This window comes from Micromonospora sp. CMU55-4, assembly GCF_011602315.1.
GTDB classification, from domain to species: Bacteria; Actinomycetota; Actinomycetes; order Mycobacteriales; family Micromonosporaceae; genus Micromonospora; species Micromonospora chalcea.
This window is the reverse complement of record NZ_JAAOLH010000010.1, coordinates 91,510-118,174: the sequence shown is the minus strand read 5'-3', so window position 1 is coordinate 118,174 and position 26,665 is coordinate 91,510. Positions and strand designations below refer to the sequence as shown.

At 74.3% G+C, this 26,665-nt stretch carries 24 protein-coding genes; 12 read left to right on the top strand and 12 right to left on the bottom strand.

Annotated features, from left to right (window positions below):
• Nucleotides 1-3: 3 nt before the first annotated feature.
• From HA073_RS18705 to HA073_RS18685, 5 genes are read right to left on the bottom strand one after another with little or no spacing between them, the layout of a single operon-like run.
• A complete protein-coding gene (locus HA073_RS18705) occupies nt 4-1,092 on the bottom strand; it encodes a uroporphyrinogen-III synthase (RefSeq protein ID WP_064446600.1) in 1,089 nt (362 codons plus the stop codon).
• Nucleotides 1,092-1,439, bottom strand: coding sequence for a nitrite reductase small subunit NirD (nirD, locus tag HA073_RS18700; RefSeq protein WP_043328283.1), 348 nt, complete (start codon nt 1,437-1,439; stop codon nt 1,092-1,094). Before nirD ends, HA073_RS18705 begins: the two co-directional genes overlap by 1 nt.
• Complete coding sequence (gene nirB / locus HA073_RS18695) at nt 1,436-3,943, bottom strand: nitrite reductase large subunit NirB (protein WP_166456952.1); 2,508 nt, start codon at nt 3,941-3,943, stop codon at nt 1,436-1,438. Before nirB ends, nirD begins: the two co-directional genes overlap by 4 nt.
• The gene (locus HA073_RS18690) at nt 3,940-5,412 is read right to left on the bottom strand and encodes an FAD-dependent oxidoreductase (RefSeq protein WP_166456951.1); all 1,473 of its coding nucleotides are present in this window, start codon (nt 5,410-5,412) and stop codon (nt 3,940-3,942) included. The genes nirB and HA073_RS18690 overlap by 4 nt, the downstream gene beginning before the upstream one ends.
• The gene (locus HA073_RS18685; RefSeq protein WP_166456950.1) at nt 5,409-7,517 is read right to left on the bottom strand and encodes a molybdopterin oxidoreductase family protein; all 2,109 of its coding nucleotides are present in this window, start codon (nt 7,515-7,517) and stop codon (nt 5,409-5,411) included. Before HA073_RS18685 ends, HA073_RS18690 begins: the two co-directional genes overlap by 4 nt.
• 147 nt (nt 7,518-7,664) lie before the next feature.
• On the opposite strand from HA073_RS18685, the gene HA073_RS18680 reads away from it, so the two are divergent.
• On the top strand, nt 7,665-8,375 hold the full coding sequence (locus HA073_RS18680; protein WP_166456949.1) for a class I SAM-dependent methyltransferase: 711 nt from the start codon (nt 7,665-7,667) through the stop codon (nt 8,373-8,375).
• Here HA073_RS18680 and HA073_RS18675 read toward each other — a convergent pair.
• Together HA073_RS18675 and HA073_RS18670 are read right to left on the bottom strand one after the other, a co-directional pair.
• The gene (locus HA073_RS18675; RefSeq protein ID WP_083296964.1) at nt 8,348-8,947 is read right to left on the bottom strand and encodes a PIN domain-containing protein; all 600 of its coding nucleotides are present in this window, start codon (nt 8,945-8,947) and stop codon (nt 8,348-8,350) included. The two genes, HA073_RS18680 and HA073_RS18675, sit on opposite strands and share 28 nt — an antisense overlap.
• A 40-nt stretch (nt 8,948-8,987) precedes the next feature.
• The gene (locus HA073_RS18670) at nt 8,988-9,455 is read right to left on the bottom strand and encodes a helix-turn-helix domain-containing protein (protein ID WP_166456948.1); all 468 of its coding nucleotides are present in this window, start codon (nt 9,453-9,455) and stop codon (nt 8,988-8,990) included.
• A 169-nt stretch (nt 9,456-9,624) separates the two neighbouring features.
• On the opposite strand from HA073_RS18670, the gene HA073_RS18665 reads away from it, so the two are divergent.
• The 6 genes from HA073_RS18665 to glmM all read left to right on the top strand — a co-directional run bounded on the left by HA073_RS18665 (nt 9,625) and on the right by glmM (nt 14,264).
• Nucleotides 9,625-9,882 carry a DUF6364 family protein gene (locus HA073_RS18665; RefSeq protein WP_030501570.1) on the top strand — a complete coding sequence of 86 codons (258 nt, stop codon included), beginning with the start codon at nt 9,625-9,627 and terminating at the stop codon, nt 9,880-9,882.
• Nucleotides 9,872-10,165, top strand: coding sequence for a type II toxin-antitoxin system PemK/MazF family toxin (locus HA073_RS18660; RefSeq protein ID WP_166456947.1), 294 nt, complete (start codon nt 9,872-9,874; stop codon nt 10,163-10,165). The genes HA073_RS18665 and HA073_RS18660 overlap by 11 nt, the downstream gene beginning before the upstream one ends.
• Nucleotides 10,166-10,286: 121 nt before the next feature.
• A complete protein-coding gene (locus HA073_RS18655; protein ID WP_166456946.1) occupies nt 10,287-11,654 on the top strand; it encodes an MFS transporter in 1,368 nt (455 codons plus the stop codon).
• 209 nt (nt 11,655-11,863) lie between these two features.
• Nucleotides 11,864-12,307, top strand: coding sequence for a 50S ribosomal protein L13 (gene rplM, locus HA073_RS18650; protein ID WP_013288574.1), 444 nt, complete (start codon nt 11,864-11,866; stop codon nt 12,305-12,307).
• Between the two features lie 20 nt (nt 12,308-12,327).
• Nucleotides 12,328-12,792 (top strand): 30S ribosomal protein S9, encoded by a 465-nt coding sequence (gene rpsI, locus HA073_RS18645; protein WP_030501567.1) that lies wholly within the window; start codon nt 12,328-12,330, stop codon nt 12,790-12,792.
• A gap of 116 nt (nt 12,793-12,908) precedes the next feature.
• Nucleotides 12,909-14,264 (top strand): phosphoglucosamine mutase, encoded by a 1,356-nt coding sequence (glmM, locus tag HA073_RS18640; RefSeq protein ID WP_030501566.1) that lies wholly within the window; start codon nt 12,909-12,911, stop codon nt 14,262-14,264.
• Nucleotides 14,265-14,307: 43 nt separating this feature from the next.
• Here the strand turns inward: glmM and HA073_RS18635 are convergent, their stop codons facing one another.
• Together HA073_RS18635 and HA073_RS31025 are read right to left on the bottom strand one after the other, a co-directional pair.
• On the bottom strand, nt 14,308-15,492 hold the full coding sequence (locus HA073_RS18635; protein ID WP_166456945.1) for a pyridoxal phosphate-dependent aminotransferase: 1,185 nt from the start codon (nt 15,490-15,492) through the stop codon (nt 14,308-14,310).
• Between the two features lie 31 nt (nt 15,493-15,523).
• Complete coding sequence (locus HA073_RS31025) at nt 15,524-16,504, bottom strand: MmpS family transport accessory protein (RefSeq protein WP_166456944.1); 981 nt, start codon at nt 16,502-16,504, stop codon at nt 15,524-15,526.
• Between the two features lie 271 nt (nt 16,505-16,775).
• Between HA073_RS31025 and glmS the strand changes: the two genes are divergently transcribed.
• A complete protein-coding gene (gene glmS / locus HA073_RS18625) occupies nt 16,776-18,689 on the top strand; it encodes a glutamine--fructose-6-phosphate transaminase (isomerizing) (RefSeq protein ID WP_064446591.1) in 1,914 nt (637 codons plus the stop codon).
• Between the two features lie 119 nt (nt 18,690-18,808).
• Here the strand turns inward: glmS and HA073_RS31170 are convergent, their stop codons facing one another.
• Together HA073_RS31170 and HA073_RS18615 are read right to left on the bottom strand one after the other, a co-directional pair.
• Complete coding sequence (locus HA073_RS31170) at nt 18,809-20,461, bottom strand: alpha/beta hydrolase (protein ID WP_166456943.1); 1,653 nt, start codon at nt 20,459-20,461, stop codon at nt 18,809-18,811.
• Nucleotides 20,458-20,760 (bottom strand): type VII secretion target, encoded by a 303-nt coding sequence (locus tag HA073_RS18615; protein WP_069087943.1) that lies wholly within the window; start codon nt 20,758-20,760, stop codon nt 20,458-20,460. Before HA073_RS18615 ends, HA073_RS31170 begins: the two co-directional genes overlap by 4 nt.
• Before the next feature lie 220 nt (nt 20,761-20,980).
• Between HA073_RS18615 and HA073_RS18610 the strand changes: the two genes are divergently transcribed.
• The 4 genes from HA073_RS18610 to tsaE all read left to right on the top strand — a co-directional run bounded on the left by HA073_RS18610 (nt 20,981) and on the right by tsaE (nt 25,215).
• On the top strand, nt 20,981-22,450 hold the full coding sequence (locus HA073_RS18610) for an NAD(P)H-hydrate dehydratase (RefSeq protein ID WP_043328303.1): 1,470 nt from the start codon (nt 20,981-20,983) through the stop codon (nt 22,448-22,450).
• Nucleotides 22,451-22,535: 85 nt separating this feature from the next.
• Nucleotides 22,536-23,654 (top strand): alanine racemase, encoded by a 1,119-nt coding sequence (gene alr, locus HA073_RS18605; protein WP_043328305.1) that lies wholly within the window; start codon nt 22,536-22,538, stop codon nt 23,652-23,654.
• Nucleotides 23,651-24,736: an alpha/beta fold hydrolase gene (locus tag HA073_RS18600; protein ID WP_043328307.1), complete on the top strand. Its 1,086-nt coding sequence runs from the start codon at nt 23,651-23,653 to the stop codon at nt 24,734-24,736. Before alr ends, HA073_RS18600 begins: the two co-directional genes overlap by 4 nt.
• The gene (gene tsaE, locus HA073_RS18595) at nt 24,733-25,215 is read left to right on the top strand and encodes a tRNA (adenosine(37)-N6)-threonylcarbamoyltransferase complex ATPase subunit type 1 TsaE (RefSeq protein WP_043328309.1); all 483 of its coding nucleotides are present in this window, start codon (nt 24,733-24,735) and stop codon (nt 25,213-25,215) included. The genes HA073_RS18600 and tsaE overlap by 4 nt, the downstream gene beginning before the upstream one ends.
• A gap of 1 nt (nt 25,216) precedes the next feature.
• Here the strand turns inward: tsaE and HA073_RS18590 are convergent, their stop codons facing one another.
• Entirely contained in the window at nt 25,217-26,587 is a 1,371-nt protein-coding gene (locus HA073_RS18590) for a lipase family protein (RefSeq protein ID WP_064446586.1), read from the bottom strand.
• Nucleotides 26,588-26,665: the final 78 nt, after the last annotated feature.

Here is a 26,665-nt window from a genome sequence, read left to right as displayed (position 1 = left end):
GGGTCAGTCGACCCGCAGGCGGTACCCCCGCTTGACGACCGTCTGCACCACGCGGGGCGCCTTCAGGCCGACCCGCAGCCGGGCGACGGCCATCTCCACGGCGTGCTCGTCGGCGCCGCGCGGCAGCGTACGCAGCAGCGCGGTGCGGGAGAGCACCTTGCCGGGTGACGCGGCGAGCGCCCGCAGCACGGCCATCGGGGCCGGCGCGAGCTGGCGCAGTTCCCCGTCCACCACCGCGGCGTGGCCGCGCAGCGTCAGCACGTGCCCGGCCGCCTTCACCGATACCGTGCGCCGGGGCAGCTCCTCGACGATGGTGCGGACCAGCGCGCCCAACCGGGCCCGGCTCGGCGCGCTCACCGGCACCCCACGCCGGACCAGCGGCTCGGCGGTGACGGTGCCCACGCACCCGGCCAGCACGTCGCCGCGCAGCGCCTCCAGCACCGTCTCGGTACGGTCCCCGGCCGCCCGCAGCAGGGCCTCGGCCGCCGGAGCCGAGGTGAACGTGACCGCGTCGACGAGCCGCCCGGCGACCAGGTCGATGAGCCGGTGCAGCGGCGCCGGATCGGCCGGCGGCGCCCACCGGTAGACCGGCACCTCGATCACGGTGGCCCCGGCCGCCACCAGCGCGTCGGTGCACTCGGGTTGCCGCTCACCGTGCAGTTGCATCGCCACCACGTGGCCGGCCACGCCGCGCGCGACCAGGTGCTCCACCACCTCGTCGCAGCTCTCCGAGCCCGGCGACCAGTGCTCGCGCAGTCCGGCGGCGCGGATCGCCCCGGTCGCCTTCGGGCCCCGGGACACCACGTACGCGCGGGCGAGCGTGGCGCGCAGCGGCTCGGCCAGCCCCCAGCCCTCGGCCGCCTCCAGCCAGCCCCGCATGCCGATGCCCGTGTTGGCCATCAGCACGTCCGGCGGATGTTCCAGGCAGGCCCGGGTGGCCTCACGCAGGTCGGTGTCGTCGGCGAGCGGGACGATCCGCAGCGCCGGGGCGAGCACCACCCGCGCCCCGCGCCGCTGGAGCAGCGCGGCCAGTTCGTCGCGCCGCCGGTCCGCGGTGACCCCGATGGTGAAACCGGCCAGCTCGTCGCGCATCACTGCTCCTGCCGTAACCGCACCTCGACCTGGCCGTCCCGGCAGCGCACCCGGTGCCGCGTCAACGTCACGCCGGGCAGGTCCAGGCACCGCCCGGTGGTGAGGTCGTAGACCTGCTTGTGCAGCGGCGAGGCGAGCGTCGGCACGCCGCCCCGGCTGCCCACGAGACCGCGGGACATGACGTACGCGCCGCCGACCGGGTCGAGGTTGTCCACCGCGTACAGCCCGTTCGCGGTGCGGAACACCGCCACCTGCACGCCGTCGACGAGCGCGGCCACGCCCCGGTCGAGGTCGAGCCGGTCCAGCGGGCAGACCGGTGTCCAGTCCAGCGTGACGACGGGGCTCATCGGCGTACCTCCGGCAGTCCGAGCGCGACGGGTTGGCGGCGGTGCCCGGCGTCTCGGGCCGGTACCGGCTGGCCCCGCTCCCGGGTGAACGAGATGGACGGGTCGGGCACGCCGGGAGCGTTGACGAACGAGGTGAAGCGGCGCAGCCGGTCCGGATCCTCCAGCACGTCACGCCACTCGTCGGAGTAGCTCGTGACGTGCCGGGCCATCGCCGCGTCCAGGTCGGCGCAGAGGCCGAGCGAGTCGTCCACGAGCACCGACCGGAGGTGGTCCAGGCCGCCGTCCATCGCCTCAATCCAGGCGGCGGTGCGCTGCAACCGGTCGGCGGTGCGGATGTAGTACATGAGGAACCTGTCGATCAGCGTGACCAGCTCGGCGGTGCTCAGGTCGGTGGCGAACAGGTCGGCGTGCCGGGGCCGGAAGCCGCCGTTGCCGCCGACGTACAGGTTCCAGCCGCCCTCGGTGGCGATGACGCCGAAGTCCTTGCTCCGGGCCTCGGCGCACTCGCGGGCGCAGCCGGAGACCGCGGACTTGAGCTTGTGCGGCGCGCGCAGCCCCCGGTAGCGCAGCTCCAGCGCGACGGCGAGCCCGACCGAGTCCTGCACGCCGTAGCGGCACCAGGTGTCGCCGACGCAGGACTTCACGGTACGCAGCGCCTTGCCGTAGGCGTGGCCCGACTCGAAGCCCGCGTCGACGAGCCGGCGCCAGATCTGCGGCAACTGGTCGACCCGCGCGCCGAACAGGTCGATCCGCTGCCCGCCGGTGATCTTCGTGTAGAGCTGGAAGTCGCGGGCCACCTCGCCGATCGCGATGAGCTTCTCCGGGGTGATCTCCCCGCCGGGGATCCGGGGCACCACCGAGTAGCTGCCGTCGCGCTGCAGGTTGGCCAGGAAGTGGTCGTTCGTGTCCTGCAGCGACGCCGCCTCGCCGTCGAGCACGTGACCGGCGCCGAGCGAGGCCAGGATGGAGGCCACCACCGGCTTGCAGATGTCGCAGCCGCTCCCGCGCCCGTGCTCGGCGACGAGCCGGGAGAACGTGCGGATGCCCCGCACCCGGATCAGGTCGAACAGCTCCTGCCGGCTCAGGTCGAAGTGCTCGCACAACGCGGTGGACTGGCGCACCCCGGCGGCGTCCAGCAGCTGCTTGAGCATCGGCACGCAGGAGCCGCAGCTCGTACCGGCGCGGGTGCACGCCTTCAACGCCGGCACGTCGGTCGCCCCGCCGGCGATCGCCGCGTCCAGGTCGGCCCGGGTCACCGCGTTGCAGGAGCAGACCTGGGCGGCGGCCGGCAGCGCCCCCGCGCCGGCGCCCGCGCCGCCGGCCGGCGCCAGCAACGCCAGCGGGGGAGCGGGCAGCGGCCCGCCGACACTGGCCCGCAACGCCGGGTACGCGCTCGCGTCCCCGACCAGCACGCCGCCCAGCAGCGTCCGCGCGTCGTCGGAGAGGACCAGCTTCGCGTACGCGCGGGTGGCCGGGTCGGTGAACGTCACGTCCAGGCAGCCGGGGGTGACGCCGTGCGCGTCGCCGAACGAGGCCACGTCAACGCCGAGCAGCTTGAGCTTCGTGGCGGTGTCCGCGCCGGGGAACGTGGCCGCGCCGCCGAGCAGCCGGTCCGCGACCACCTCGGCGGTGGCGTACCCGGGCGCGACCAGCCCGTGGCAGACCCCGTCCACCGCGGCGCACTCACCGACCGCCCAGATCCGCTCGTCGGCGGTGCGGCAGGAGGCGTCCACCAGCACGCCGCCGCGCGGGCCGAGCGGCAGTCCGGCCGCCCGGGCCAGCTCGTCGCGCGGCCGGATCCCGGCGGCCACCACCACCAGCTCCGCGTCGAGCGTGCGCCCGTCTGCGAGGTCGAGCGCGGCCACAGTGCCGTCCGGCCCGGGACGCAGCGCCGTGGTGGCCACCCCGAGGTACGGCGTGACGCCCAGCTCCTCGACGTAGCGGCGCAGCATCGACCCGCCCGCCTCGTCCACCTGCACCGGCATCAGCCGGGGCGCGAACTCGACCACGCTCGTGGTGAGCCCGAGCAGCCGCAGCGCGTTCGCCGCCTCCAGCCCGAGCAGGCCGCCACCGATCACCACGCCGGTGCGGCGGCCCCGGGCGTGCTCCCGGATCGCGGCCAGGTCGTCCAGCGTCCGGTAGACGAAGACGCCTGGCAGATCGGTGCCGTCGACCGGCGGCACGAACGCGTACGAGCCGGTGGCGAGCACCAGCGCGTCGTACGGGTACCCGCCGGCCGCCGTGGTCACCACGCGCCGTGCCCGGTCGACGCCGGTGGCCGGTTCGCCCAGGCGCAGGTCCACTCCGGCGTCGGGGGTGTGCACAGTCAGCTCGTCGGCGTCCACCCCGTCGAAGACGGCCGAGAGCCGCACCCGGTCGTACGCCGGACGCCGCTCCTCGGCCAGCACCGTGACCCGCCACCGCCCGCCGGTGTCCCGGGCCCGCAGCGCCTCGACGAAGCGCTGCCCGACCATGCCGTTCCCGACGACAATCAGCTCACTCATGACGCCACCTCCACCGTCTCGCGTACCGCGTCGGTCGCCTGCGGGTCGGCCTCGGCGAGCCAGGCGGCGACGCCGGCCACCGCGTCCCGGCAACTGCCGCAGCCGGTGCCGGCCCGGGTCGACGCGGACAACGCCGCCGCCGTCCGGGCGCCCGCCCGCCAGCACGCCACCAGCGCGCCCTTGCTCACGTCGTTGCACCGGCACACGGTCGCGGCGTCCGGCATCAGCGCCGGGGACGCGGCCGGCCCGGCCGGCGCCTCGCCGAACGCGCGGCCGAGCAGCAGCGAACGCCGGTCCGCCGGCACCGGCGCGCCCCTGTCGAACAGCTGCACCACAGTGCCGACCGCCGGGTTGTCGCCGAGCAGGATCGCGCCGGTCAGCCGCTCGTCCCGGATGCGCAGCCGGGCGTACGTGCCCCGGGCCGGGTCGGCGAAGGTCAGCTCCTCGACCGGCCCGCCCGGGTCGCCGGTCCCGGCCACGTCGCCCATCGCGGCCAGATCGATGCCGGCCGCCTTGAGCCGGGTCACCGCCGGGCGGGGCCGGTAGCGGGCCAGCGGGTCCGCGCCGGTCAGCACGTCGGCCACCACCCGGGCCTGCGCCCAGGCCGGCGCGACCAGCCCGGTCAGCGTGCCGTCGTGCTGCGCGCAGTCGCCGATCGCCGAGATCCGCCGGTCACTGGTCCGCATCCGGTCGTCCACCACCACGCCCCGCTCGACGGCGAGCCCGGCCGCCGCGGCCAGCGCGGTGTCGGGGCGTACCCCGCAGCAGAGCACCAGCAGGTCGGCGTCGAGCGTCCCGGCGTCGCCCAGGTGCAGGCGGACGCCGTCGGCGTCGGCGGTCACGGCGGTGGCCGCCGCGCCGAGCCGGGACCGGACGCCCAGGCCGGCGAGCGTGCCCGCGAGGACCGCGCCGGCCGGTGGGTCGAGCTGACGTTCCATCAGGTGCCCGACCGGGTGGACCACTGTCACGTCGAGACCCCGCGCGGCCAGCCCGCGGGCCGCCTCCAGGCCCAGCAGCCCGCCGCCGAGCACGACGACGCGGCGCGCGCCCTCGGCGGCGGCGAGGATCCGCCGGCAGTCGCCGAGCGTGCGGAACGGGACGACCCGCTCGGGCATCGGCGCGAGGCCCGGCAGCGGCGGCACCACGGCCCGGCTGCCGGTGGCGAGCACCAGGTGGTCGTACCCGTGTCGCTCGCCGTCGTCGGTGACCACCTCGCCGGCGGCGCGGTCCACGGCGGTGACCGCCGCGCCGGTGTGCACCTCGACGCCCGGCCCCACCGCTTCGACCAGCTCCACGTCCGGCTCACCGATGCGTCCGGCGAGCAGCGTGGAGAGCATGATCCGGTTGTACGCGCGGTGCGGCTCCGCCCCGAGCACGGTGATCGAGTGGTTCCCGCCGCGTGCGTGCAGCTCGGCGGCGAGCCGGGCGCCGGCCATGCCGTGGCCGACGACGACGATGCGCTCGTTCATGCCGGCTCCACCCGGACCGCGCAGATCTTGAACTCGGGCATCCCGGAGACCGGGTCGAGCGCGTCGTTGGTGACCGAGTTGGCGCGTTGCGCGCCGGGCCAGTGGAACGGGGCGAAGACGGTGTCCGGCCGGATCGCGGTGCTGAGCCGGGCCGGCGCCCGTAGCTCACCCCGGCGGGAGACCACACGTACCGGCGCTCCCTCGGTCACGCCGAGCCGTGCCGCCAGGTCCGGGTGCAGCTCGACGAAGCCGCCCGGCGCGGCCCGGCGCAACGCGGCGACCCGCCGGGTCTGCGCGCCGGACTGGTACTGCGCGAGCACCCGGCCGGTGGTGAAGTGCAGCGGATAGTCGGCGCACACCGGCTCGGCGGCCGGCCGGTGGGTCACGGCGTGGAACCGGGCCCGGCCGTCCGGGGTGGGGAAGCGGTCGGCGAACAGCCGGGGCGTGTCCGGGCCGTCCCGGTCCGGGCAGGGCCAGAACACGCCGGTGTCGGCGTCGATCCGGTCCCAGGTGATCCCGGCGTAGTCGGCCGGACCGCCGGCCGAGGCCCGGCCCAGCTCCGCGAACACCTCGCGCGGGTCGCTCGGCAGTGGCGCGCCGTCGGTCAGCCGCCCGGCGAGCGCGGCGAGGATCTCCAGCTCGGTACGGACCCCGGCCGGTGGCTCACGCAGCGCGCGGCGACGCAGCACCCGGCCCTCCAGATTGGTCATCGTGCCGTCCTCCTCGGCCCACTGGGCGACCGGCAGCACCACGTCGGCCAGCTCGGCCGTCTCGGAGCGGACGAAGTCCGCCACCACGAGCAGGTCCAGGGCGCGCAGCCGGGACTCGACCCGCGCGGCGCGGGGCGCGGACACGACCGGATTGGAGCCGAACACCAGCAGCGCCCGCGCGCCCGACGGCGTGCCCAGCGCGTCCAGGAGCTGGTACGCCGGCACCCCCGGCCCGGGCAGCGAGTCCGGTTCGACGCCCCACACCCCGGCGACGTGCGCGCGGGCCGCCGGGTCGTCGATACGCCGGTAGCCGGGGAGCTGGTCGGCCTTCTGCCCGTGTTCCCGGCCGCCCTGCCCGTTGCCCTGCCCGGTCAGGCAGCCGTAGCCGGAGCCGGGGCGCCCGGGCAGGCCCAGGGCGAGCGCCAGGTTGATGAGGGCGGTGACCGTGTCCACGCCCTTGGCGTGCTGCTCGGCGCCCCGCGCGGTGAGAATGATCGCCCGGTCCACTGTGGCCAGCGCGCGGGCGGTCGCGTGCAGGTCGGCCACCGGCACGCCGGAGAGCCGCTCCACCTCCGCCGGCCAGTAGCCGGCCACCGTCCGCCGGACCTCGTCGAAGCCGGTGGTCCGCTCCGCCACGTACGCCCGGTCCAGCCAGCCCTCGGTGAGCGCGATGTGCAGCAGCGCGTTCGCCACCGCGAGGTCGGTGCCGGGCAGCGGTTGCAGGTGCAGGTCGGCCTGGCGGGCGGTGGCCGTGGCGCGCGGGTCGACCACGATCAGCCGGCCGCCGCGTTCCCGCAGTTCGGTGACGTGCCGCATCAGCGGCGGCATGGTCTCGGCCGGGTTCGCGCCGACCAGCAGCAGCGTGTCCGCGCGGCCGAGGTCCGCCAGCGGGAACGGCAACCCCCTGTCGATCCCGAACGCCCGGTTGCCGGCCGCCGCGGCCGAGGACATGCACCAGCGTCCGTTGTAGTCGATGTGCCGGGTCCGCAGCGTCACCCGGGCGAAGCGGCCCAGCGCGTACGCCTTCTCGTTGGTGAGGCCGCCACCGCCGAAGACCGCTACCGCGTGCGGCCCGTGGCGCTGCTGCACGTCCCGCACCCCGGCGGCGATCCGGTCGAGCGCCTCGTCCCAGGTCGCCGGGCGCAGCTCGCCGCCGGGCCGGTCGCGCAGCAGCGGGGTGGTGAGCCGGTCCGGGTGGTCGAGCAGGTCGGCGGCGGTCCAGCCCTTCTGGCACAGCCCGCCCCGGTTGGTCGGGAAGTCCCGGGCGCCGACCTCGACGCCGTCGCCGGTGGCGCGCAGCACCATGCCGCACTGCAGGGCGCAGTACGGGCAGTGCGTGGCGGCCTGCGCGGGGCCTGAACCCGTTCGCGTCGCCGTGCGTGCACCGTCTGTCATGTCGGAAAAGCGTGCCGTCGGGCGGTTTCCGGTCCGGGTCTGCTCTGTTTCGGTCCTGTCACGAGCGCTTCACATCGCACGTAGGTGACGTCGTCCCCGGCGGGGTTTACAATGTGGGAAAATTGTCTCAAATATCGGGAGGCTCTGATGGGCGTGGCGGACGCGTTCGACGCGGTGGCCGGCAGCTACGACCAGGCCCGACGCCGCCTGGTGCCCTGCTTCGACGCCTTCTACGGCACCGCCGTCGAGGTGGCCGCGCCGCCGCTGCGTGCCGCGCTCGCCGCCGGGCGTACCCCCGAGGTGCTGGACCTGGGCGCGGGCACCGGCCTGCTGTCCCTGCTGCTGACCGCGGCCGTGCCCGGCGTCCGCCTGACGCTCGTGGACGGCGCCCCCGGCATGCTCGCGGTGGCCGCCGGACACCTGACAGAACGCGGCGTGGCGCACCGCACTGTGCACGCCGACCTGGCCGACCCGCTGCCCGCCGGCCGGTACGACGCGGTGGTCTCCGCGCTGGCCATCCACCACCTCGACGACGAGGGCAAACGGGCGCTGTACAAGCGGGCCGCGGGCGCGCTGGCGCCGGGCGGCGTGTTCGTCAACGCCGAGCAGGTGGCCGGGCCGACGCCGGCGCTGGACCGCCGCTACGACGAGGTGTGGACGGCGCGGATCACCGAGCTGGGCTCGGACGCCGAGGAGATCGCCGGCGCCCGGCAGCGGATGCGGCACGACCGGCCGGCCACGGTGGCAGACCAGTGCCGGTGGCTGACCGAGGCGGGTCTGGAGGACGTGGACTGCTTCTTCAAGGAATGGCGTTTCGCGGTCTTCGGCGGTCAGCGGCCGGACGGTTCGGCGAGGTGATTCTCGAGCCGATCGGCGAAACGGGGCGCGCCGGCCTTCCGTAGATGGGTGATCAGTTCGACCGCGTCCTTGTCCTCGGCGACCAGGCTGCGCCGGTAGTAGTCGATCTGCCGCGCCAACGTCCTCATGACCAGAGGCATCGAACGGTCGGCCACCCAGTTGAGGAACTCGTCGCCGGTGCGGACCGACAGCGATTCCCGTACGCATTCCGGCGGAAAGGCGCGCCGGTCGTCGGTCACCAGGATGTCGGCGCGGCTGTGCACGGCGGCGGCCAGCACGTGCCGGTCGTCCGGGTCCGGCGGGCACGGGACGTCGTTCGGCGAATAGCCGGTGACGAGGCCGTACGGGAACGCCTGGACGAAGCGGCGTCGCTGGCCGCCGATCGCCTGCTCGGAATGCTCGGGCCGCTTACGGCGCAGGCGATACATCCATTCCGCCAGAACGTCCTCGCTGTACCGCAGATCGAAGACGGCGCAGTCGCCTTCGAGCGCGAGAAGACTGATCCAGTCGCGAAGGGTCCTGGAATAGAGAATGTTCGCGTCCAGGAACACCAGTGGGGCGCTGGGGATCACAGTGGACACCCTACCCAGCGCCCACTGGCCGGGCCCGGAACTACACGTCGTCGGTGAAACCCAGCGCGTCGGACTCCCACATCAGGGCCTCGTACGACTTCCGTCGCTCTTCCATTTGTCGTTGCCGGAATGCGAGGACGTCGCGGAGGAAGAGGCGCCGGTGGCTGCCGACCCGGTGGGAGGCGATCGATCCGTTCTCCAGGAGGCGGACGAGTGTGGGGCGGGACATGCCCAGCAGCCTCGCCGCCTCGGTCGTCGTCAGTTCGCGGGAGATGGCGCTGATCGCGACGCCGTCGCCGCGGGCGAGCATCGCCGAGATCTGATGGAGGACGTCGAACATCTGGGCGGGAACCTCGACCTCTTCGCCGTCCGCCGAGACGAGTCGGGCCACGCCTTCGCCCGCAGCGAGGGGATGCCGCACGAGGAACTCCTCCATGGCGGCCGCCTTCTGGCGCTCCGCTCCCTCGGTGGGCATGACCGAGGCGGCCATGCCGGTGCTGAGGCTCATCGCGGCTCCCTGTGGCAGATGTGGCTCGCGTCCGTCGGACCTCCTCCATGGTCGCGTCCAAGTGCAATATCCGCAACCAGCTTCGCTTGTTTCACCTGCTGGTGTCCGATTCCTCGTCCGGCGGGAACGAGGATGACTGCTGGTCATACCGCTGGGTAGTCTTCCCGGCATGACCGCCAAGGTGACACTGTCGTTCTCCGACGAGACGATCGAGGAAGCGCGCCGGTTCGCCAAGCGGGAAGGGCTCTCCCTCTCCGCCTGGATGGACCAGGCCGCCCGGGAGAAGGCGCTGCGCGAGGTCTTCACCGCGCACGCCGACGCGGTCGGCCGTGCCGGCCTGGACCTGGAAGCCGCCGCCCTGGCCGACGCCCAGGAGGCCGCGCTCGTCGACGACGCCCTGTTCGGCGGGCGTCCGCGTGCTGCGTAGGGGCGAGGTCTGGCGCATCTCCGGCGCCCGGGAACGGTTCGGTCTGGTGATCAGCTCCGACGTCTACAACGCCACTGCGGTACCCATCGTGATCGTGGCCGAGGTGGTCGAGGAGTCGCTGCTGCGCGACTCGCCGCTGGCCGTGCCGATGGGCGCGTACGTGGTGATGCCCGACCGGATCTCCGCACCGATGAAGAAGTGGTTCGCCGAGTGCGTGGACGTGGCCGACACCGAGACCATGCAGCGGGTCGGCCGGGCCCTGCGGATCCTCCAGGAGCTGTGACCGCCTCACGGGCGCCCTCCGGCGGACGTGCGATCTCCGTTGCCGCGCCGACGCGCGCGGGGTACGCCGGGGAAACCGCCGGCTGAGAGCGTCCCCTCGTCATCGACGAGGAGGAGTCGCCGTGAGCACGCTCGTTTCCGCACCGACCCGGCCGTCGGCCCGCACCGCCGGACGGCTCACCGAATGGCGGCCGGAGGACCCGGCGTTCTGGGCCGCCGGGGGCGCCCGGGTCGCCCGGCGCAACCTGTACGTCTCGATCTTCGCCGAGCACGTCGGCTTCTCCGTGTGGAGCCTCTGGTCGGTGACCGTGTTGTTCCTGGGTCCCGAGTACGGCATCGACCCGGCCGGGAAGTTCCTGCTCACCGCCGTACCGGCCGCGCTGGGGGCGGTGCTGCGGCTGCCGTATACGCTGGCGGTGGCCCGCTTCGGCGGCCGGAACTGGACCATCGTGAGCGCGTTGCTGCTGCTCGTGCCGGCGGTGCCGATGGCGGTGCTGATCGAGCCCGGGGTGTCGTACGCCACGCTGATGGTGCTGGCCTGCCTGTCCGGCGTCGGCGGCGGCAACTTCGCCTCCTCGATGGCGAACATCAACCTGTTCTTCCCGGAGCGGCTCAAGGGCCGGGCGCTGGGGCTCAACGCCGGTGGCGGCAACCTGGGCGTACCTGCCGTGCAACTGGTGGGGCTGGCGGTGCTGGCGACGGCCGGCGCCGCGTACCCCCGGCTGGTGCCGGCGGTCTACCTGCCGCTGATCGTGCTGGCCGCGCTGGCCGCGGCCCGCTGGCTGGACAACGTTCCGGGGGCGCGCAACGAGCCGGGCGCGCTGCGCGCGGCGGCCCGCGACCCGCACACCTGGGTGATGTCGCTGCTCTACGTGGGCACGTTCGGCTCGTTCATCGGCTTCGGGTTCGCCTTCGGCCAGGTGCTCCAACTCCAGTTCCACGAGCGGTTCCCGACGCCCGTCGACGCCGCCTGGCTGACCTTTCTCGGGCCGCTGATCGGGTCGCTCATCCGGCCGGTGGGCGGCCAGCTCGCCGACCGGCTGGGCGGGGCCCGGGTCACGTTCTGGAACTTCGTGGCCATGGCCGCCGGCGCCGGGCTGGTGCTGTACGCGGCCCGGGAGCGCTCGTTCCCGCTCTACCTGGCCGGGTTCCTGGCGCTGTTCGTCTTCTCCGGCATCGGCAACGGCTCGACGTACAAGATGATCCCGGCGATCTTCCGGGCCCGGGCCGTCGCGGAGAGCGAGCTGACCGGCGACCCGGAGGCGGCGCAGCGGCGGGCCCGGCGCCTGTCCGGGGCGGTGATCGGCATCGCCGGGGCGGTCGGAGCCTCGGGCGGGGTGCTGGTGAACGTGGCGTTCCGGCAGTCGTTCCTGGCCTCCGGCACGGCTGACGCCGCCTACCTGGCATTCATCGCCTGGTACGCGCTCTGCTTCCTGGTGACCTGGGTGGTCTACCTGCGTCCCGGGCCGCGTACGCTGGTCGGCGTGTGAGCTGCGCCATGGCGAACGCGCAGGCCACGCGGGGTACTACCCCGTTTTGACCTGCCGCCGGGCGGCCGGGTATCGTTGCCTGCTGTTGTACGACATTCTTAGGCGTGCCGCATCAGGTACGCTTGGTCGTTCGTGCGCGCTGGTCCGGCTGGGTATTCCCGGTCACCTCGGCGCGCGACCCCAGACCGACGACGAGACAAGGTAGACCTGTGCGTACGTACAGCCCGAAGCCGGGTGAGATCGAGCGTCAGTGGCACGTCATCGACGCCTCTGATGTCGTGCTGGGCCGCCTGGCGACCCACGCCGCCACGCTCCTGCGTGGCAAGCACAAGCCGACTTTCGCGCCGCACGTCGACACGGGCGACTTCGTCGTCATCGTGAACGCGGGCAAGGTCGCGCTGACCGGCAACAAGCGCCAGACCAAGGTCGCTTACCGCCACTCCGGTTACCCGGGTGGTCTGAAGCGGGTCGGCTACGACGAGCTGCTCACCAAGCGGCCCGAGCGGGCCATCGAGCTGGCCGTGAAGGGCATGCTCCCGCACAACAAGCTGGGCCGTCAGCTTCTCAAGAAGCTGAAGGTCTACGCCGGTGCCGAGCACCCGCACACCGCGCAGCAGCCGGTGCCGTTCGAGATCAAGCAGATCGCGCAGTGAGCGCGGGCGAAGGAAGCAGCATGACCGACATCACCGCCACCGAGGTCGCCCCCGAGGCCACCGAGGCGCCGGCGCCCGTCGCGCGCGCGCCCCGTGGTGACCGCCCGATCCAGACCGTGGGTCGGCGCAAGGAAGCCATCGTCCGGGTCCGGATCGTCCCGGGCAGCGGCAAGATCACCTGCAACGGCCGCGACCTCGAGGCCTACTTCCCGAGCAAGGTGCACCAGCAGCTCATCAAGGACCCGCTGGTCACCGCCGAGAAGGCCGAGGCGTTCGACGTGATCGCCAACCTGCGTGGCGGCGGCACCACCGGCCAGGCCGGCGCGCTGCGGCTCGCCATCGCCCGGGCGCTGATCGTCAGCGAGCCCGACGACCGCCCGGCCCTGAAGAAGGCCGGCTTCCTGACCCGTGACGCCCGGGTCAAGGAGAGCAAGAAGTACGGCCTCAAGAAGGCCCGCAAGGCTCCTCAGTACTCGAAGCGCTGATCACCACAAGCGCCTTGTACTTCTGACGGACGGCCGGTCCGCTTCCCCTTCCCGGGAGGCGGACCGGCCGTTCCGCGTTTCTCTCCTCATCGGCAGTTCCACGGAGGTTGGCGGGTATGGGCCGGTTGTTCGGCACGGACGGCGTACGCGGGCGGGCGAACGCGGATCTCACCCCGGAGTTGGCGCTTGCGGTCGCGGTGGCCGCGGCCCACACGCTGGCCGAGACCGACAAGAGCCATCCGCCGCTCGCGGTGGTCGGCCGGGACACCCGGGCCAGCGGCGAGATGCTGGAGGCGGCGGTGGTCGCCGGGCTCACCAGCGCCGGCGCCAACGTGGTCCGGGTCGGCGTGCTGCCCACCCCGGCCGTGGCGTTCCTCACCGCCGAGGCCAAGGCCGACCTGGGCGTGATGCTGTCCGCCTCGCACAACCCGATGCCGGACAACGGCATCAAGCTGTTCGCCGCCGGCGGGCACAAGCTGCCCGACGAGATCGAGATGCGGATCGAGGAGGCGGTGAAGGCGAACGCCACCACCGCCTGGAAGCGCCCCACCGGCGCCGGCGTCGGCCGCGTACACGACCTGCTCGACGGCGCCGACCACTACGTGCAGCACCTGGTCGGCACCGTGCCGCACCGCCTCGACGGGATCAAAGTCGTGGTCGACTGCGCCAACGGCGCGGCGGCCGACGTCGCCCCGGTCGCCTACCGCGAGGCAGGCGCCGAGGTCATCGCCATCCACGCCGAGCCGGACGGGCTCAACATCAACGACGAGTGCGGTTCCAACCACATCGACGCGCTGCGCGCCGCCGTGGTCGAGCACGGCGCGCACCTGGGCATCGCCCACGACGGCGACGCCGACCGCTGCGTCGCGGTCACCGCCGACGGCGACGAGGTCGACGGTGACCAGGTCATGGCGATCCTCGCGCTGGCCATGCGGGACGCCGGCGAGCTGACCCAGGACACGCTGGTCGCCACCGTGATGAGCAACCTCGGTCTCCGGCTGGCCATGTCCGAGCACGGCATCCGGCTGGTCGAGACCAAGGTCGGCGACCGGTACGTGCTGGAGGAGCTGCGCGCCTCCGGCCTGGCGCTCGGCGGCGAGCAGAGCGGGCACATCGTGCTGCCCGCGTACGCGACCACCGGCGACGGCGTGCTGACCGGCCTGCACCTGATGGCGCGGATGGCCGCCACCGGCACCTCGCTGGCCGAGCTGGCCGCCGTGGTCACCAAGCTGCCCCAGGTGCTGATCAACGTGCCGGTCGGCGACCGTACCGTCGGCGCCGCCGCACCGGCTGTCCGGGCCGAGGTCGAGCGCGCCGAGGCGGAGCTGGGCGAGACCGGCCGGGTGCTGCTGCGCCCGTCGGGCACCGAGCCGCTGGTGCGGGTCATGGTCGAGGCGGCCACCGAGGACACCGCGCGCGAGGTCGCCGAGCGCATCGCCGAGCAGGTCCGCACCGCCAGCCCGGTCGCCTGAGCCACGCCGCCCGCCCGCTGGGGATCTCGCTCCAGCGGGCGGTTCAGTTTCCGCGCAGACCGCGCAGCCGGGTCACCGCCTCGGCCAGCACCTCCGGCCGCTTGCAGAACGCGAACCGGACCAGCCGTCGGCCGGCCTCCACGTCGTCGTAGAACACCTGCGTGGGCACCGCCACCACGCCGCAGCGCTCCGGCAGCGCCCGGCAGAACTCCACCCCGTCCCGGCCGCCGAGCGGCGTGACGTCGGCGGTGACGAAGTAGGTGCCCTCCGGCGCGAGCACGCCGAACCCGGCGTCGGCCAGCCCGGCGACGAGCTGGTCCCGGCGGCGTTGCATGTCGTCCCGGAACCCGGTGAAGTAGGCGTCCGGCAGCCCGAGCGCCACCGCCACCGCCGGTTGCAGCGGGCCGGCGTTGACGAACGTGAGGAACTGCTTCACCCGCAGCACCGCCGCCACCAGCGGCGCGGGTCCGCTCACCCAGCCGACCTTCCAGCCGGTGCAGGAGAACGTCTTGCCGGCCGACGAGATGCGTAGCGTCCGCTCCCGCATGCCGGGCAGCGTGGCCAGCGGCACGTGCGGCGCGGCGGCGTCGGTGAACACCAGGTGCTCGTACACCTCGTCGGTGACCGCGTACACGTCGTGTTCCCGGCACAGCTCGGCGACCGTCGTCAGCTCGTCTGCGGTGAAGACCTTGCCGGTCGGGTTGTGCGGCGAGTTCAGCAGCACCAGCCGGGTACGCGGCCCGAACGCGGCGCGCAGCTCGTCCGGATCGAACGCGTACCTGCCGTCGGCGCCGGGCCGCAGCGTCACCGGGCGGCGCACCGCTCCGGCGAGCGCGATCGAGGCGGCGTACGAGTCGTAGTACGGCTCGAAGCAGATCACCTCGTCACCCGGCTCGCACAGCGCGAGGATGCTCGCCGCGATCGCCTCGGTCGCGCCGGCCGTCACGACGATCTCGCCGTCCGGGTCGTACTCCAGGTCCCAGAACCGTCGCTGGTGCGCGGCGACGGCGACGCGCAGCGCGGGGATGCCCGGGCCGGGCGGGTACTGGTTGTGGCCGGTACGCAGCGCCTCGGCGGCGGCGGCGAGCATCTCCGGCGGGCCGTCGGTGTCCGGGAAGCCCTGCCCGAGGTTGACCGCCCCGGTACGCACGGCCAGCGCGGACATCTCGGCGAAGACGGTGGTGCCGAACGGCCGCATCCGGGCCACCAGGGGATCGGTCGTCGTCACGGCTGCGAGCCTACGGCCCGCCACCACGGGCTCACCAGCCGAAGCAGGTCACGCCCCACCTTCCCGACTTCTGGGAGACGACCTTGCCGTCGATGGTTATCCGGCAGGTCAACCCAGCAGCGCTTCCGGGCATGGTGACGATCTGGACCCGCTCACGGTTGTTCGTGGTGAACCTCAGCCGCCAGGACGAGTCCACCAGGTTGAGCTGGTGGAAGTCGCCGTTCGCGTCGTAGTACTGCACCTCCGCGTCGCCCTCGGAGCCGGTCACCTCGTACAGCACTGTGTACTTGCCGGGGCCGCCGGACGGGGTGGTCGCCGGCCTCGCCGGGGGCGCGCTCGGGTCGTCGGTCCAGTCGCCGGGCTCGCCGTAGATCGGCTCCTCGTACCCGGTGCCGGCTGCGGACCCGTCGTCCATGGTGCTGCCGAGGAAGGCCAGCCCGACGCAGCCGCAGACGATCAGCGCCAGGACGGTGACGATGCCGACCACCACCCCGACCGCCCAACCGCCGCCGCTGCGGCGCGGCGGCATCCCCGGGTACGCGTACGGCGGCGGGTAGGGCCCCGGCGGGTACGCGGTGGGCGGGTACGGCCCGGGCGGATACGTGCCGGGCTGGTAGGCGCTCGGCGGTGGGGACGAGCCAGGGGTGCCCGGCTGCGCCGGCCAGCCCGGTGCTCCCGGCTGGGCCGGCCACTGCGGTGCGTCCGGGTTGGCGGGCCCGCCCGGCGTCCCGGGCTGTCCCTGGTCGCCGGCGCCCGGTGAGTCGGCCGGAGCGGCCCGGCCCGGATCGCCCGCCGGCCGCCCCTCGGCGCCGCCCGCCGGACCGGGGTGACCGGCGCCGGGGGCGCTCCAGGGCGACGGCGACGACGGCGACCAGGGCTCGGGTGGCGTCCACGGCTGCGGAGCGGCCAGCGGGTCCGGCGGCGTCCAGGTGGAGGGTTGCGGGGGCACCGGCGCGGCGGTCGGGTCGACCGGTCCGGAGGTCGGCTCGGGGGTAGGGGTCGTCTCGGACATCGGCTCAGCTCACAGGGGTACGGCGCGGACGCCCGCGGAACGATGGGCCCGGGGGCGGAGCCCGGCCCCAATGTAGGCCGTGGCGGCCACCCGCGTGGACCCGGTCCGCCCGGTGCGCGGCACGTCCCGAACCGGTACGCAAACGGCAGATGAGCCCGGCTGGTGCGTTGTCCGACATAGCAACCCCGGTGTTCGGTTCGCTCAAATTCAGTGATCGTTAACCGGCCTTCCGAGCACGCGCGATGAGCGAAACTCGGTTAGGCTGCGGACCATGTGTGGAATCGTGGGTTACGCCGGTGCCCGCCCGGCGCTCGGCATCGTGCTTGACGGACTGCGGCGGCTCGAATACCGCGGCTACGACTCGGCCGGTGTCGCCGTGGTCTGCGAGGACGAGCTCCTGACCGAGAAGAAGGCCGGCAAGCTCGCGAACCTGGAGAAGGTCCTCTCCGAGCGGGCGGCCGACAACCCCGAGGACTGCGCCGCCAGCCCGATCGGCATCGGCGACGGCACCACCGGCATCGGCCACACCCGCTGGGCCACCCACGGCGGCCCGACCGACCGTAACGCCCACCCGCACCTCTCCCCGGACGGCCGCGTCGCGGTGATCCACAACGGCATCATCGAGAACTTCGCGAAGCTCCGCGCCGAGCTGGAGGACGAGGGCGTCGAGTTCGCCAGCGACACCGACACCGAGTGCGCCGCGCACCTGATCGCCCGCGCGCTGGCCGACCTGCGCGCGGCCGGCGAGACCGACAGCCCGCAGCTCCTCGCCGCCGCCATGCGCGTGGTCTGCGGGCGCCTGGAGGGCGCGTTCACGCTGCTCGCCGTCGACGCCGGCATCCCCGGCGCGGTGGTCGGCGCCCGGCGCAACTCGCCGCTGGTCGTCGGTCGGGGCGACGGCGAGAACTACCTGGCCAGCGACGTCGCCGCGTTCATCGAGCACACCCGGGACGCGGTCGAGCTGGGGCAGGACCAGATCGTCCTGATCACCCCGGACAGCATCGACATCACCGACTTCCACGGTCAGCCGGCCAGCGGCACCGACTTCCACATCGACTGGGACTCGTCGGCCGCCGAAAAGGGCGGCTACGACTGGTTCATGCTCAAGGAGATCGAGGAGCAGCCGCAGGCCATCGCCGACACGCTGCTGGGCCGGCTCACCGAGACCGGCGAGATCGCCCTCGACGAGGTCCGCCTCAGCGAGCAGGACCTGCGCGACGTCGACAAGATCTTCATCGTCGCCTGCGGCACCTCCTACCACGCCGGCCTGGTCGCCAAGTACGCCATCGAGCACTGGACCCGAATCCCCTGCGAGGTGGAGCTGGCCAGCGAGTTCCGCTACCGCGACCCGGTGCTGGACCGGTCCACGCTGATCGTGGTGATCTCGCAGTCCGGCGAGACGATGGACACGCTGATGGCGCTGCGCCACGCCAAGGAGCAGAAGGCCCGCGTGCTGGCCATCTGCAACACCAACGGCTCGACCATCCCGCGCGAGTCCGACGCCGTGCTCTACACCCACGGCGGCCCGGAGATCGCCGTCGCCTCCACCAAGGCGTTCCTCACCCAGGTCGTCGCCTGCTACCTGATCGGCCTGCACCTGGCCCAGGTGCGCGGCATCAAGTTCGCCGACGAGGTGGGCGCGGTGGTCGCCCAGCTCCAGGAAATGCCGGGCAAGCTGCGGGAGCTGCTGGACCGGATCGAGCCGGTCCGCGAGCTGGGCCGCGAGCTGAAGTCCGAGCCGACGGTGCTGTTCATCGGCCGGCACGTGGGCTACCCGGTGGCGCTGGAGGGCGCGCTGAAGCTCAAGGAGCTGGCGTACATGCACGCCGAGGGCTTCGCCGCCGGTGAGCTGAAGCACGGCCCGATCTCGCTGATCGACCAGGGCACCCCGGTGATCTGCATCGTGCCGTCGCCGGTCGGCCGGGGCATGTTGCACGACAAGGTCGTCTCCAACATCCAGGAGGTACGCGCCCGGGGCGCCCGCACGATCGTGATCGCGGAGGAGGGCGACCAGGCGGTGGTCCGCTACGCCGACCACCTGATCTACGTGCCGCGTACGCCGACACTGCTGGCGCCGCTGGTGACCACCGTGCCGTTGCAGGTGCTCGCCGCCGAGATCGCCGCCGCCCGCGGGCACGACGTGGACCAGCCCCGGAACCTGGCCAAGTCGGTCACCGTCGAGTAGTCCGCTTTTCGCCAGCGGTCCCTCCACCCGTCGGCCGGGGGGAGGGACCGCGCCGTCTCCGGCCCGCCCCGGGCGGCTCCCGGATCCTTTGGGACGGCCGCCGGACGGCATCGGGCGGCTCATCGGCCCAGCACGATCCGGGCCATCCCGTCCAGCGCCGGGTTGTCCGGGTCCCAGTAGCCGGTGTGACCGTGCGGGGCGCTCGGGAACCGCCGCCCGCCGAAACCCGGCGCGCTCGGGTCGGCGCCGAACCAGAGCCGCTCGGCGTGCGGGTCGAGCACGGCCAGCGCCGGGCCGAGCGGCGTGCCGGCGAGCAGGGCGCGGCGGGCCAGCTCGTCCGGCGGACGCGCCAGCCGGATCACGTCGTCCGGCGCGGTCGACGACCAGACCTCGCCGGCGCGCATCCGCAGCTCGGTGGCGTGGTCGACGCCGACGCCGGGCGAGCCGACGAATACCAGCGCGTCCGCGCTCAGCCCGTGGTCCCGGGCGGCGGCGCCGACCACCAGCGAGCCGTAGCTGTGCCCGAGCACCGTCTGCCGGGCCGGCGAACCCTCGTGTGCGGCGCGTAGCCCTTCCTGGAACCGGTGCAGAGCCGGCCCGGCGTCCTCGGCCTGCCGGGGGCCGGCCGCCTCGGTGAGGAAGTCGGGCGCGTCGTAGTCCAGCCAGAGCACCGCCGCCGCCTCCTCGCCCGGCCCCAGCGCCGCGCACCGCTGCAGCACCCGGGCGGCCCGGCCCAGCTCGTCCGGCGCGTCGGCGAGGTCCGAGGTCATGCCCGGGACGTAGGTCAGCACCGCGGCGGACCGGTCCGGGTTGCCGAGCGCCACCACCGCGCGCCCGTCGCCGCGCGGGTCCAGCCCCAGCAGGTACGCCCGCGGCAGCCCGGGCGCGGCGAGCCGCTCGCTCAGCCGGTTCAGCCCGCGCAGCGCTGCCTCGACGCCGGCGAGCCGGACCCGCCGGGACGCCTCCAACGGTCCGGCCGGCAGCGGCCGCAGCAGCGCGAGCCGCCGGACGAGCAACTGCTCCCGCCGGTCGCCGAGCAGCAGCCGGTTGGCCTGGTCCCGGGCGGCGGCCGGCACGCCGTCGAGGCGGCCGATCCGATCCGGTTCCCGCCCGACCAGCCAGCGCCGCTCGGCCGCGCTCAGCCCGGCCCACCAGCGGCTCACCTCGGCCGGCCCGGCGCCGGGGCCCGGCCGCCACGCGGGCGGGACGCTGACCCAGCCGGTCACCGTGGCGGTGGTCAGCTCCGCCAGGCGGCGAGCCGCCTCCCGGTCGGCGGCGCCGGCGAGTGTCAGCGCGCCCCGGATCCCGGCCCGCGCGTCCACCACCGCCGGACCGGCCCGGGACACCGGGCGGGCCGGATCGGACCGCACCGCGCCGGCACGGTCGACGAGCAGGCCGCCGGACTCGGCGCGGGCCACCTCCGCGCCGAGGCGGGCCTTCGCCGCCCCCAGCCGGGCGCCGAACTCGGCCAGCACCTGGTCTACCTCGAACAGGGCGGGCAGCACGTCGGTGAGGTCGGTGCGCAGGTCCCCGATCCGCTGCTGGGCCGCGACCGAGGCGGCGCCCGACCACCCGGGCCGGAGCGTGCCGATCCGGGCGGTCAGCGCGTCGGCGCGACGGCGCACCGGCCCGGCGAGCCCTCGCCAGGCCACCCCGGCCGTGGACCAGGCAGCCGGATCGGCCCGCCAGAGCTGCGCGTACCCGACGTCCGCCGGGCCCTCGCCGGGCCCTCCGGAGCTCGGATCGGGCCGCCCGGGAGCGCCGCCGGTCACCGGAGCACCCCGCTGAGGCGGCGCGCGGCGCGCTCGTCCACCGCCTCGTAGCCGTCCGCCCCGCGGCGCAACGCCCCGGCGGTGTCGGCCACCCGGGCGCCGAGCGCGCCGGACCAGCGCCTTACCGCGGACTCCAGGTCGGCCAGCGCCGCCCCGGCCCGCCAGCCGTCCGGCGCCGCCACCAGCAGCGCCTCCGGCGCCGCCCCCGGCCCTCGGGCCAGCCGGTACGCGTCGTCGGCCAGCTCCCGTGCGACCGCGCGCAGCAGCTCCGGGTCGACGTCGAACGGTTTCTCCACCACGTGACCTCCCCAGGTCGCCCGACGCCACCCACCGGCCCCGGACACCGGGACGCTAGGCCGTCCGGCGACCCGGCCGCCGACCCCTGTGGACAACGGCCGGGGTTTTCCACAGGGCGTTTCCGTCAGCCGGTCCCGGGTTCGTACCGCCGGTAGGGTGAGGCCGTGATCGGGACAGCCGCGGGCGGGCGCTGAGCCGGCGCGACGAACGGGACGGGGTGGCATGAGACCGGTATGGCGCGTCGCGGACGTTCGCGCGGCGGAGGCGGGCCTGATGGCCACCCTTCCGCCCGGGGCGCTGATGCAGCGGGCCGCGGCCGGGCTGGCCCGGCGCTGCGCCTTGCTGCTCGGTGACCGGGGCGGGGTCTACGGCGCCCGGGTGCTGCTGCTGATCGGCTCCGGCGACAACGGCGGTGACGCGCTCTTCGCGGGCGCGCACCTGGCCCGCCGGGGCGCGGCGGTGGCCGCGCTGCTGCTGAGCCCCGGGCGGGCGCACGCGGAAGGGCTGGCGGCCCTGCGTGCCGCCGGCGGGCGCGTCGTCGATCGGCCGCCCGCCGGAGCCGACCTGGTGCTCGACGGGATCGTGGGCATCGGCGGCACCGGTGGGCTGCGGGAGACCGCCGAGCAGTTGGCCGCGAGCCTGACCGGGCAGCGCGGGCGCGACGGTGGGCCCGCCACGGTGGTCGCTGTCGATGTGCCGAGCGGCGTCGCTGTCGACACCGGCCACGTCCCGCTGACCGACGCCGGGCGGCCCCGCGCGGTCCGCGCCGACGTGACGGTGGCGTTCGGCGCGCTCAAACCGGCGCTGGTCGTCGGCCCGGCCGCCGAGCTGGCCGGCGAGGTCGAGCTGGTCGACATCGGGCTGACGCCGTGGCTGCGCGGCACCCCGGCGCTCCAGGTGATCGAGCAGACAGACGTGGTCGGCTGGTGGCCGGAGCTGGGCGCGTCGTCGGAGAAGTACACCAGGGGTGTGGTCGGCGTGGCCACCGGCTCGGCCACCTACCCCGGCGCCGCGGTGCTCTCGGTCGCCGGGGCGCTCGCCGGCCCGACCGGCCTGGTCCGCTACGCCGGGAGCGCCAAGGGCGAGGTGCTGCACCAGCACCCGTCGGTGATCGCCACCGGCCGGGTCGCGGACGCGGGCCGGGTGCAGGCGTGGGTGTGCGGCTCCGGCCTCGGTACGGGCGAGGAGTCCGCCGCCGAGCTGCGCGCGGTGCTTGCCGCGCCGGTGCCGGTGGTGCTCGACGCGGACGCGCTGACGCTGCTCGTCGACGGCAAGCTGGCCGACCGGCTGCGCGGCCGGGACGCGCCGATCGTGGTGACGCCGCACGACCGGGAGTACGCCCGGCTCTGCGGCGAGATGCCGGGGGAGGACCGGGTCGCCGCCGCGCTGCGGCTGGCCGCCTGGATGAACGCGGTGGTGCTGCTCAAGGGTGACCACACGATCATCGGCACGCCCGACGGCCGCGCGTACGTGAACCCGACCGGCACGCCGGTGCTCGCCACCGGTGGCACCGGCGACGTGCTGGCCGGGTTGCTCGGTTCGCTGCTCGCCGCCGGGCTGGCCCCGGAGCGGGCGGCCGCCGCGGCGGCGTACCTGCACGGGCTGGCCGGCCGGGAGGCGGCGCGCGGCGGTCCGGTCACCGCGCCCGACGTGGCGGCGGCGTTGCGTCCGGTACTGGCCCGGCTGGGCTGATCCGGGCGGCGACGCCCGGGTGGCGACGGGCACCGCCCGCACGGCTCAGGGCGCTGATGATCACTGACGGAAGTAGGCTGGGGACATGTGGCAGTCGGAGGTGCGCGTCGACCTGGACGCGATCCGGGAGAACGTGACCCGGCTCAAGGCCGGCACCAGCGCCGAGCTGATGGCGGTGGTCAAGGGCGACGGCTACGGCCACGGCATGGTGCCCGCCGCCCGCGCGGCGCTCGACGCGGGGGCGGACCAGCTCGGCGTCTGCACGCTGGACGAGGCGCTGCGGCTGCGCCAGGACGGCATCACCGCGCCGGTGCTGGCCTGGCTGCTCACACCCGGGCTGCCGCTGCACGACGGGATCACCGTCGGCGTCGACCTCGGCTGCGCCAGCCTCACCCAGCTCGACGAGATGATCGAGGCGAGCCGCCGGGCGGACCGCCCGGCCCGGCTGCACCTCAAGATCGACACCGGGTTGGCGCGGGGCGGCGCCACCGTCGCCGACTGGCCGGCGCTGCTGGAGGCCGCCGCGAAGGCCCAGGCCGACGGCCTGGTCGAGGTGGTCGGCGTGTGGAGCCACTTCGTGTACGCGGACTCGCCCGGCCACCCCACCACCGACCGCCAGCTCGCCGTCTTCCACGAGGGGCTGGAGATGGTGACGCGCGCCGGTCTGCGCCCTCGGTACCGCCACCTGGCCAACTCGGCCGCCACGCTGACCCGGCCGGACACGCACTTCGACCTGGTCCGGCCCGGCATCGCGGTCTACGGTCTGTCGCCGGTCGCGGGCGAGCAGTTCGGCCTGCGCCCGGCGATGACCGCCCGCGCCCGGGTGATGCTGACCAAGCGGGTCGCGGCCGGCACCGGCGTCTCCTACGGGCACACCTACCTCACCGAGCAGGAGACCAACCTGGCGGTGGTGCCGCTCGGCTACGCCGACGGTGTGCCCCGGCACGCCTCCAACACCGGCCCGGTGCACCTCGCCGGCAAGCGCCGGAACATTTCCGGCCGGGTCTGCATGGACCAGTTCGTGGTCGACTGCGGCGACGACGAGGTGGCCGCCGGTGACATGGTGACGCTGTTCGGCGACGGCGCGGACGGCGGGCCCACAGCCGACGACTGGGCCGAGGCGGTCGGCACCATCAACTACGAGATCGTGACCCGTTTCGGCGGCGTGCGCGTGCCCCGGTTCTACGACGGCGAGCGCGCATGAGTCTCCGGTTGCCGCGTCCGCGTACCGCCGCCGGCAAGGTCGCCGGGCTGGTCGGCGCCGCCGTCGGGGTGGCCGCCGCCGGGCTCGCGGCGGGCGTGGTCAGCGAGCGGGTGCTGGTCCGCCGGCTCAAGAACGACCCCACCGACAGGTACGCCGACGAGGTCTTCGGCGAGCAGCGCTACGACCAGGCGTACCGGCTGGAGATGCCGGACGGCACCGACATCCACGTGGAGGTGGTCGAGCCGACCCGCCCGGTCGCCGGGCACCCGACTGTGGTGCTGGTGCACGGGTTCTGCCTGGACATGGGCACGTTCCACTTCCAGCGCAAGCGGCTCGCCGAGCGCGGCGACTACCGGGTGGTCGCGTACGACCAGCCGGGGCACGGCCGTTCCGGCCGGCTGGAGAGCGGCGAGTACGACCTGACCGCGCTGGGCCACACGCTGCGCCGGGTGCTCGACGAGGTGGCCCCGGAGGGCCCGCTGGTGCTGGTCGGGCACTCGATGGGCGGCATGACGATCATGGCGCTGGCCGAGCTGTACCCGGAGATGTTCGGTGACCGCGTGGTCGGCACCGTGCTGATGGCGACCTCGGGCGGTCTGGCGGCGGAGACGAAGCTGGTGGCGCCCGCGCTGCTCGGCCGCGTCGGCTCGCCGGTGCTCTACATGATGAGCAACGCCACCCGGTACGGCGGCACGGTGATCGACCGGGCGCGCCGGTCGACCTCGAACGTGGCCTGGCTGCTCACCCGCAAGTACGGCTTCGGCACCTCGGCGCCGAGCCCGGCCCTGGTGTCGTACGTCGAGATGATGAACTCGCGCACCTCGGCCGACACGGTCACCCGCTACCTGCGGACGATCGCCACCCACTCCCGGTTCCCGGCGCTGGCCGCGCTGGCCGGCACGCCGGTGCTGGTGATCGTGGGGGACAAGGACATGATCACGCCGGTGACGCACTCCGAGGAGATCGTCCGGCGGCTGCCGCACGCCGAGTTCGTGAAGATCGACGACAGTGGGCACGTGGTGATGCTGGAGCACGCCGACGAGGTGAACGCGGCGCTGGAGAGGTTCCTGGATTCGCTATGACAGTGGTCGTGGAGCTGAAGACGGTCGACGACACCCACGAGTTCGGGCGGCGGCTGGCCGGTGTGCTGCGCGCGGGTGACCTGCTGCTGCTCAGTGGCCCGCTCGGGGCCGGCAAGACCGCGCTGACCCAGGGCATCGGCGCCGGCCTGGGCGTACGCGGCGACATCACCTCGCCCACCTTCGTCATCGCCCGGGTGCACCGCCCCGACCCGGATCGGGGCGGCCGGGTGACGCTCGTGCACGCCGACGCGTACCGCCTGGGTGAGGCCGCCGACCCGCGGGCGGAGATCGACGACCTCGACCTGGACGCCTCGGTGGACGAGGCGGTGACAGTGGTGGAGTGGGGCGAGGGAATGGTCGAGCAGCTGGTCGACGCGCACCTGCGGGTACGCATCGACCGCCGCGACGACGACACCCGGGCGGTCACGCTGGAACCGGTCGGTGGCGACTGGGCCGCCCGGGTCGCCGAACTGTCCTGAGTCAGGGCTGAAGGGGCATCGTCCAGCAGTTGGAGTAGGCGGTCCGCCCGGCGAGCCGGTCGCTCATCCAGGCCACCGCGTCGCCCTGGTCGGTGATGAGCGGCACCAGGTGGTTGGTGAGGATCTTGTCGCCGAGGTTGGGCAGGCTGATCGCCTGGTAGGTCACGTTGCCGCCCTTGCGGCACCAGTCGACAGCCAGTTGACGGGCCTGCCGGTGGGGCACGATGTCGTCCTGGATGCCTGTTGCCACACGTACCGGGCCGGTGGGCTTGAGCGTGCCGATGCGCTGCCGGTCGAGGACGGCCTGGGCCTCGGGCGAGGCGGCGATGACGGCGGTGAGGGACCGGCCGCCGGTGATCCACTTGCTGCTCCTGGTGAACGCGTACCGGAGGATCGCGTCGCCGACGCACATGGTCGAGGTGTCCTTCAGCGCCGCCCGGCCGGTGTCGTTGACGGCGGCCTCGATGACGTCACGCAGCGCCGGGTCGGACTGGGCGAAGCCGTTCAGCGACCATCCCAGCGCCCCCACCAGCGCGCTGCCGTCGATGCCGCCGATGACCGCGGTGAGGTCGGCGGGCGGCGCGCCGACGTAGGTGCCGGCGAGCGGCACGTCGGGCGCGTAGGTGGAGTGGAGTTCGGCGGCTGCGGCGCTGGCGCCCCCGCCCTGGCTGTAGCCGTAGAGACCGACGCGGGACTGGGCGGTGACCGATGCTCCGGGTACGGCGCGGGCGGCGCGGGCCGCGTCGAGCAGGGCGTGGCCGCCGTCGAGGCGGTTGACGTAGGTGTGCAGCCGGTCGGTCGTGCCCAGACCGACGTAGTCGGTGACGACGACGGCCGCGCCGGTGGCGAGGAGGCGATAGATCGCCAGGGCCTCGTAGCCGACGGACAGGGTGTCGCCGGTGAGCGTGAGCGGGTGTTGCAGCGAGAACGACGGCGCGCACTGGTCGCCCTGCCCCATGGTTCCGGAGGCGACGGCGACGAGCGGGCGCGGGCCGGCGCCCCGCCACGCCGCCGACGGTTCGATGTAGGCGCCGGTCACCGCGACGGGCCGTCCGTTGGAGTCGGTGGACCGGTACATGAGTCGGGTGGCGGTGCCGGGCATCGCGCGGCCGTCGAGCCCGGGAATGCTCAGGCCGAGCGGCAGGGGTTCGGTGCGGATCAGCGTGCCGTTGGTGGCGGGCAGGTCGGCGGGCGGGTGGTAGAAGGCGGGGATGGTCACGCCGCGGGAGACCACGGGCGTGGCGTCGTCGGCGGCTGCGGCTGCGCCGGATCCGGCCAGGTAGGTGGCTGCCGCCGCGGCGACGGCGAGGATCCGGAGGCCGATCGCGCGGCGGGCGGAGGGCGTGCGGGGACGGGTGTTCCTGCTGCTCACGGGCACTCCTAGCGAGCATCGATGGTGGTGGATGCAAGCTAGCAGTGGTGGTGTGGCGTAAGTAACTTGCCGGTAGGT